The sequence below is a fragment of the Marivita geojedonensis genome, assembly GCF_002115805.1.
GTDB lineage: Bacteria > Pseudomonadota > Alphaproteobacteria > Rhodobacterales > Rhodobacteraceae > Marivita > Marivita geojedonensis.
Window position 1 is genome coordinate 46,582 of sequence record NZ_JFKC01000026.1, and the last position, 7,718, is coordinate 54,299.

Annotated in this window: 8 protein-coding genes and 1 tRNA gene; 7 read left to right on the forward strand and 2 right to left on the reverse strand. The window is 59.9% G+C overall.

Annotated elements, in window-relative coordinates; translation table 11 throughout:
- Position 1 precedes the first annotated feature (1 nt).
- Positions 2 to 1,396, reverse strand: coding sequence for a GGDEF domain-containing response regulator (locus MGEO_RS18275; RefSeq protein ID WP_085641067.1), 1,395 nt, complete (start codon positions 1,394 to 1,396; stop codon positions 2 to 4).
- Positions 1,397 to 1,486: 90 nt separating this feature from the next.
- Between MGEO_RS18275 and MGEO_RS18280 the strand changes: the two genes are divergently transcribed.
- The 7 genes from MGEO_RS18280 (at position 1,487) to MGEO_RS18310 (ending at position 7,357) form a co-directional block, all read left to right on the forward strand.
- Positions 1,487 to 1,771, forward strand: coding sequence for a DUF3572 domain-containing protein (locus MGEO_RS18280; RefSeq protein ID WP_085641069.1), 285 nt, complete (start codon positions 1,487 to 1,489; stop codon positions 1,769 to 1,771).
- Positions 1,768 to 2,469: an HAD family hydrolase gene (locus MGEO_RS18285; RefSeq protein ID WP_085641071.1), complete on the forward strand. Its 702-nt coding sequence runs from the start codon at positions 1,768 to 1,770 to the stop codon at positions 2,467 to 2,469. The genes MGEO_RS18280 and MGEO_RS18285 overlap by 4 nt, the downstream gene beginning before the upstream one ends.
- A 100-nt stretch (positions 2,470 to 2,569) precedes the next feature.
- On the forward strand, positions 2,570 to 4,129 hold the full coding sequence (locus MGEO_RS18290; RefSeq protein WP_085641073.1) for a trimethylamine methyltransferase family protein: 1,560 nt from the start codon (positions 2,570 to 2,572) through the stop codon (positions 4,127 to 4,129).
- 68 nt (positions 4,130 to 4,197) lie between these two features.
- A complete protein-coding gene (locus MGEO_RS18295; protein ID WP_085641075.1) occupies positions 4,198 to 4,797 on the forward strand; it encodes a heme NO-binding domain-containing protein in 600 nt (199 codons plus the stop codon).
- Entirely contained in the window at positions 4,794 to 5,780 is a 987-nt protein-coding gene (locus tag MGEO_RS18300) for a GGDEF domain-containing protein (protein ID WP_085641077.1), read from the forward strand. The genes MGEO_RS18295 and MGEO_RS18300 overlap by 4 nt, the downstream gene beginning before the upstream one ends.
- A 70-nt stretch (positions 5,781 to 5,850) precedes the next feature.
- Positions 5,851 to 7,218 (forward strand): mechanosensitive ion channel family protein, encoded by a 1,368-nt coding sequence (locus MGEO_RS18305; protein WP_085641079.1) that lies wholly within the window; start codon positions 5,851 to 5,853, stop codon positions 7,216 to 7,218.
- A 64-nt stretch (positions 7,219 to 7,282) separates the two neighbouring features.
- A tRNA-Gln gene (locus MGEO_RS18310) sits at positions 7,283 to 7,357 on the forward strand.
- Between the two features lie 168 nt (positions 7,358 to 7,525).
- On the opposite strand, the gene MGEO_RS21775 is transcribed toward MGEO_RS18310, so the two are convergent.
- A partial coding sequence (locus MGEO_RS21775; protein WP_233139997.1) for a hypothetical protein occupies positions 7,526 to 7,718 on the reverse strand: 193 nt, incomplete at its 5' end.

Sequence of the window (7,718 nt, forward strand, 5' to 3'; positions counted from 1 at the left end):
CTCAGCCGGTTCTCTGTGGCAACACGGCTTCGAAATCGCGTGCAGTGGCCATTTCGATACGGTTTCGGCCATTCCGCTTTGCAGAATACAGCGCGATATCGGCTGCACGGCACAGATCGATGGTGGTTTTCCGCTCTGACCGGGAGGTCAGCGCGATACCAATACTGATAGTGACCCGCACATGGGTTCCCCGGTCAAGTGCCCAGGAACTGCGCGCCACGGCGTCGCGCAGCCGCCGCGCGACGCTGCGTGCCTGACCTGCCCCCGCATCCGGCAGAACGATCAGGAATTCTTCCCCGCCGAAACGCGCGATGTAATCACTGGTTCTCAGATTTGCGCTGAGAACCGAGGCGATATGTGCGAGAACGGCGTCCCCCGCTGCGTGGCCGTGGCTGTCGTTGATTGCCTTGAAGTGATCGACATCCGCGATCAAAACGGCCAACGGTCGCGGATTGTCCCGAAGCAGACGGTCTGTTCTGATCAGATATTCGTCGGCGGCCTGACGGTTCTTCAGCTTGGTCAGCGCATCGGTATAGGCTTTTTCTTCCAGCTCCGACGCTGCTGCGCGGGCGCGGTCAGCGTCCTGTTTCTGTCGAGCGAGCCGCTGAATGCGCAATGCCAGTTCCTTGGACGACACGTCGGGTGGCACCAGATCGTGCGCGCCAAGGTCAAGCGGGGACACGCTGCCTGCGGATCGGTCCGTGACAAACAGGATGCGGCTGTTGCGGCTGTCGGGATGTGCCCGCAGCGCGCTCAGAAGGTCTCGTGCGGTATCGGTGGTTTCCCGTTCGACAAGAATAAAAACGTCTGTCTTTCCGTCCGGGCTCCGGCGCACCTGATCCGGCGTAAGGGTCACGAGATTGATCCCGGCTTCCTGCTCCCAGTTGTCACTATGCTTGATCCAAGTCTCCTGTCCGCCGCATTGCACAACGGCTACAGTAGTCTGCGGTCGAAATTCCGATACTGCTTCGGCAAGTCCGCGATGCGCCAGACCATCCGGGGTTGAACGCGTTTCCACCGCATCATGTTTGATCCGCATGAAGTTGCGCAGCCTTGCCTTCAGGTCTGCAGCATCTGAGTGCTGGTCGATGACATCATGCGCGCCTGCGATGAGCGCGCTGACCCGAGCAGAGTGATTTTCGTGCGCAACCGCCACCATGATCGTGGTCAGCTGCGTTTTCCGATTGGCCCGCAAGACCTTGCACATCTGGCGCAGACGGAGCCCAGGCAGATCGTCGGCCACGATCAACACGTCAGGCGGGGCGGCCTGGATGCGATTCAGACCCTCTTGGAGATTATCTGCCACCTCGACCTCATATGCCGCCGTATCGAGTTGCGCGCGCAGGCGGATCCGGCGGTTGGTAAGAGCATCGATGATCAGGACATGACCGGACACGAGGACTCCGCATTTGGGCGTGCGTTAAGGCTTTGCTCACCAATTCATTGCCGCTATTTGGTTAAGAAAGGGTTTGGGAAATATTAAAAAATGGCGCTTTCTCGGGATGCGGCAGAGCAGCTTGCGCTCAGGGCGATTGCCTGGCTGGCGGCGAATGACGAACTTTTGCCGGTGTTCATGGGATCGACCGGTGCCGATGAAGCGGCGTTTCGTGAGGGACTGGAAGCCCCGGAATTCCAAGCGTCCGTGCTGGATTTTCTCATGATGGACGACGCGTGGGTAATTGCATTCTGTGACAGTGAGGCCATCCCATATGACCGGATGATGCAGGCGCGTGCGGCATTGCCCGGAGGCGCACAGGTGCACTGGACATGACCCGCCGGGACATTGGCGCACTTCTGTTCGACAAGGACGGAACTCTTTTCGACTTTGCTGCGACCTGGGAAGCATGGGCCGTGCGGCTGCTGGCCAAGCTCTCTGAAGGCGATGCGGCACGGGCCGGGTTTCTTGGAAACCTCATAGGATTCGATGTGGATCGGGGGAAATTCGAAGCGGACAGCTTTGTGATTGCTGGCACGCCGGATGAGCTGGTCGATGTGCTGTCGCCTGAATTTCCATTTCTGTCGCGAACCGACCTGTTCACGATGATCAACGAGGAAGCGGCCAATGCCCCGATGGCCGAGGCTGTGCCGCTTGCACCGCTTCTGCAACGCTTCGCGGTGCAGGGTTTGTTTCTGGGGGTCGCAACAAACGATGCCGAACGTCCGGCGCTTGCCCATCTTGATGCTGCCGGTGTGCGCGGGCATTTCCACTTCATCGCGGGCTCTGACAGCGGCTTTGGGGCAAAGCCCGCGCCCGGACAGTTGCACGCGTTTTGCAACGCGGTTGGCGTCGCACCCGGCAGGGCAGTTATGGTCGGCGACAGCACACATGACCTGATCGCCGGACGTGCCGCTGGCATGTGGACCGTTGCTGTCCTGACGGGAATGGCGCAAGCGGACCAACTGGAGCCGCACGCCGATGTGGTTCTGCCCGATATCGGGCATCTGCCGGGCTGGCTTGGTTTACCCTGATCCCTACAACTCGTTCCAAAAGCGACCGGGTGGGTCGTGTTCCGACAGGAAGACTGGCGTCGGCGGTGCCTTTGTAGCGGGATAACGCAGGAGGTTCCGCATGAACGAGGTTTCTACACGCAGGAAGCGCGGTGGCGGTCGGGCTGGTCATGCGACCAGACGCGGAACGGCCGCGATCGAACAGTTGCCGTGGATCCTGCCGGTCAATATCGACCGACCGACCGAACCTCTGACCGAGGAAGGTGTGGCGCGGATCCACGACACCGCAATGGTGATCCTGGAAGAGCTGGGTATCGAATTTCTCAACCCCGAAGCCGTCCGGATTCTGGGTGAGGCGGGGTGCCGGGTCTCGGGCGAGAACGTGCGTATGGACCGAGAGATGGTCATGGAATACGTGCGAAAGGCACCATCGTCGTTCACGATGACTCCGCGCAACCCCGAACGACAGATCACGATGGGCAGCAACCACATTCTGTTCGGGAACGTGTCCTCGCCGCCCAGCTACTGGGACCTTGAGATTGGGCGCAAGGTCAGCGGGACGCGCGAGATGTGCCAGAACCTCCTGAAACTGACGCAGTATTTCAACTGTATCCATTTCGCGGGCGGTTATCCGGTTGAGCCGGTCGATCTGCATGCCAGCATCCGGCACCTTGATGTGCTCTACGATAAGCTGACGCTGACCGACAAGGTGCCGCATGCCTATTCGCTCGGGAAAGAGCGGGTTGAGGACGTGATGGAGATGGTGCGGATTGCAGCGCAGTTGAGCGATGCGGAATTCGAAGCCAGCCCGCGCATGTATACCAACATCAATTCCACCTCACCGCTCAAGCACGATTACCCGATGCTGGACGGCTGGATGCGCTGTGCCGCGCGCAATCAGGGCTGCATCGTGACGCCGTTCACCCTTGCCGGGGCCATGGCTCCGGTCACGATGGCAGGTGCCGTTGCTCAATCCTTGGCCGAAGGGCTGAGTGCCATCGTGCTGGCGCAGATCATCCGCCCCGGCGCGCCCTGCGCCATAGGCACCTTCACGTCAAACGTCGACATGAAGTCCGGCGCACCGGCCTTCGGCACCCCTGAATACATGCGGGCCACGCAGATGACCGGTCAGATGGCGCGATATTATGGTCTGCCGATGCGGTCCTCGGGCGTTTGTGCTGCAAACGTGCCGGACGGGCAGGCGATGTGGGAGACGGAGCACAGCCTCTGGGCGGCAATCCAATCCGGGACGAACATGGTGTACCACGCCGCCGGATGGCTGGAAGGCGGGCTTATCGCCAGTCCTGAGAAATTCGTCATGGACTGCGAGGTGCTGCAGCAGCTGATCCGCTACATGGACCCCGCGATCTGTGACGTGAGTGACGACGGGCTCGGCTTGGAAGCGATCCGGGAGGTCGGCAGCAGCGGCCATTTCTTCGGCACCAAACACACGCAGGAACGCTACACGACTGCATTTTATCAGCCGTTTCTGTCGGATTGGAAAAACTACGAGGCGTGGGAGGCGGCCGGAAGCATCTGGACGGCAGAACGGGCACATCACGTCTACAAAGCGATCCTGGAGGATTTCGAAGCGCCGCCCATGGAAGAGTCGGTGCGCGAGGAACTCGCAGCCTTTGTCGAACGCCGGAAATCGGAAGGCGGAGCACCGACCGATTTTTGATCCGGTCCGTGTTTGTGGTTTCTTAAGGCCGAGCTGTCAGTCTGCGCCACGGATCAGGGGCGCGACTCATGCATGGATTGATCTTCAGGACGATACAGGCCTTCGTCACGGACAGTTTCGGGTCTGATTACTGGTCTCGCGTGATCGTGAGGTCGGGCGTGGATGTTCCATCCTTCGAAGCGATGCTGCAATACGAACCAGCGCATCTGTGTGCGCTGCTCTCTGCCTGTGCGGAAGAATTGGATCGGTCGCAGGACGTCATTCTCGAGGACATTGGGGCCTATCTGATCACCCATCAGAAACACGCCTCCATCCGCAGGTTGATGCGGTTCGGCGGGGATAGCTTTCCCGAATTGCTTCATTCTCTTGATGAACTGCCGGGGCGAACGAGGCTGGCCGTGTCGGGGCTGGATCTGCCGCAAATCCGGGTCCGTGAACCGATACTGCACCAGTATACAATCGATTGTGTCGGTCCACCCGCTGGCTTTGGCCATGTGCTTGTCGGCTTGCTGCGGGCCTTGGCCGACGACTATGGAACGCTTGCGGTACTGACCCACGTGGGAAGGCGTGATGAGGCCGAAGTGATCGAGGTTTCGATCGTAGATACCGGGTTCGCAGAGGATCGGGGGTTCTCACTGTCCGACGCGGCCGAGGCAACGGTCCAATGATCGGATCGTTGGAACTGCTTGCCAGTCTACGGCCGCTGCACATTTGCATCGGCAAGACAGGTCACATTACCCAGTCCGGTCGCAGCATCGCCAAACTGGGTTCCGGCAATCTGGTGGGGCAACGCTTTCTTGAAGTCTTTGAAGTGCAACGGCCCTCGCGCCCCTCGGATATGACGGGGCTCAGGCAATTGTCCGATCAGGTGATCCGTCTGCGCTTTCGGGCTGAACCGGATCTGGCGTTGCGCGCGCTCGTTCTGGATGATCGGTCAGGGGGGCTCATTCTTGATATTTCCTTCGGGATCGCTGTGGTTTCAGCGGTTCGGCGCTTTGGGCTGACGGCAAAGGATTTCGCGGCAAGCGATCTTGCGGTAGAACTCCTGTTTCTGCAGGAAGCCAAATCAACCGCGATGGCGGCGTCCTTCAACCTGAATACGCGGCTGAACGGCGCGCGGCTCGCGGCCGAAACCGAAGCGTTGACCGATGGCTTGACCGGCTTGCACAACCGTCGTGCACTTGACGGCGCCCTCATGCGTCTTGGTCAGTCCGAAACGGATTTCGCGGTTCTGCACATGGACCTCGACCGCTTCAAAACGGTCAATGACACGCTGGGCCATGCCACCGGAGATACTGTCTTGAAACAGGTGGCCGACGTCATGCGCGCACAGACCCGACAGAATGATCTGCTTGTGCGCATGGGTGGGGATGAGTTTGTCATCATTTGCCCCGGCCTCACCGATCACCTGCGATTGGCAGGCCTGTCTGACGCGTTGATCTCCGGGGTGTCGGACCCGACCCTGACCGAACGGCAGGGCGCGCAGATCGGCGCAAGCATCGGGATCGCGATCTCGGCTTCGGGACTCGAACCTGCCACGATCATAGACCGCGCCGATATTGCACTGTACGCGGCCAAAAGGGCAGGGCGCGGATGCCACCGGGTCTGGACGCCTGACATGGGCACATCACTTTCAGAATTGGATGCTTAATCACGCCAGCGGGTCAGCAGCGAACGGCATCGCACTTGAATAGTCCTGATGCGTTGCGCAGAGTTGCGGCATGACTTTCATCTTTCGTTTTATTTCCTGCTTCACACTCTGCCTTCTGCTTTGGAGTGCATCGCCTGCACTCGCTCAAAGCACTGATCAGCCAACCGGCACAATCACGGTGGATGACAGCGATGAGCAGGACGCCGCCATCGCCCGACGCATCCGCGAAATCCTGACCGAACTCGATGGCTACGAGGATGTCACCGTCACCGTCAGTTCCGGCATCGTAACCCTGAGGGGCACCGCCATCGACGGTCCGGCCGTCAATCGCCTCAACGAAATCGCGGGCCGCGTCGAAGGCGTGGTGACCATCGAAAACCAGGTGCAGGAAACCACCGACGTCGCCCGACGCCTCGACCCGGCAATCGAACGGTTCCGCGCCCGGACCGAGCAGTTCATCAACTACCTGCCACTGGCCGGCGTTGCATTGGCTGCCTTTGCCCTTGTGGTAACGGTTGGTTTCCTGATTGCCCGGCTGCAGCGCCCTTGGAACAGGCTCGCGCCGAATGCGTTCATCGCGGACATCTACCGACAGGTCATCCGCATCATATTCATTCTCGGCGGGCTTGTGATCGCGCTCGATATCCTCGGCGCGACGGCGCTTCTGTCGACCATTCTCGGCGCTGCCGGGATCATCGGTCTCGCCATCGGCTTTGCCGTTCGGGACACTGTCGAAAACTTCATCGCGTCGATCATGCTGTCGATTCGCCAGCCATTCCGCCCGAACGATCAGGTCGAGATCGAGGGCGATATCGGCAAGGTCATACGCCTGACAAGCCGCGCTACGATCCTTCTCAGTTTTGACGGCAATCACATCCGGATTCCCAATGCGACGGTCTTCAAGAGCCGCATCGTCAATTACACGCGCAACGATGAGCGCCGCTTTGTCATCGACCTCGGCGTGGCCTACGACACCGATCTCGCCCGCGCGCAGGAGCTTGCGCTGCAGACCGTGTCTTCGCTTCCATTCGTCATCGACGAACCTGCCCCGGCGGTCTGGATCGAACAATTGGGCGACAGCGCAGTGATCCTTCAGGTTGCCGGATGGATCAGACAACACGAAACCAGCTATCTCAAAGCCCGAAGCGAGGCGTGGCGCCTGTGCATGGCGGCCTTCGACCATGCGGGAATCATCATGCCGGAAACGACCCTGCGCGTTCTTGGTGTTGGCGAAGCCCCGTCCGCCGCATCCCTTGTGCCACACCCGGAACCAGTAACCACACCCGTGCCATCGAATGCCGAAGCAGTTGCGGCGGCCACGGCATCGGTCGGCGATGTGGACGCGGCAATGGACAAGGAGCTTGACCGGATTGTCGCGTCTGAACGGGCGGAAAAACAGGGCGATGATCTGTTGAAAAAAGACGCTCCGGAAGAGTAGTCAATTTTTCCGTTTCCGGGGTCTTGATCCCGCCCCCTTAGCGGCGTAAGTAGCGCCGCACGGTTGGGGTGTAGCCAAGTGGTAAGGCAACGGTTTTTGGTACCGCGTACCGTAGGTTCGAATCCTACCACCCCAGCCAGTTCTTCCTGACATGACACTTAGCACCTCTGGGTCGCCTAATCTGGCCAGAAATGCCCCTAAAAATGCCCCTGCAGAACGGGTACAACGGGTATAACGGGTGTGCTCCCTTTTGGGTTTGCCCAGAGCCATCCCTGAGGAGGACAGCTCTGCGCTTGGTTAGCCTGACTTAGACCCGTAGATCGATGTCGTAGCCGGGCTGCTTATCGATGGGGTGATCGTAACCATCAGGTCCTTTTACGCGACCTCGGTGGAGGGTGTAGCCAGGCTTCAGCCAGATCGCTCGGGCGTAGTCCTTCCCGCCCCACTTTACCTTCTCCAACTGCCACCCAAGGTCGGGCATCATGTGGTTTAGGGTCAGG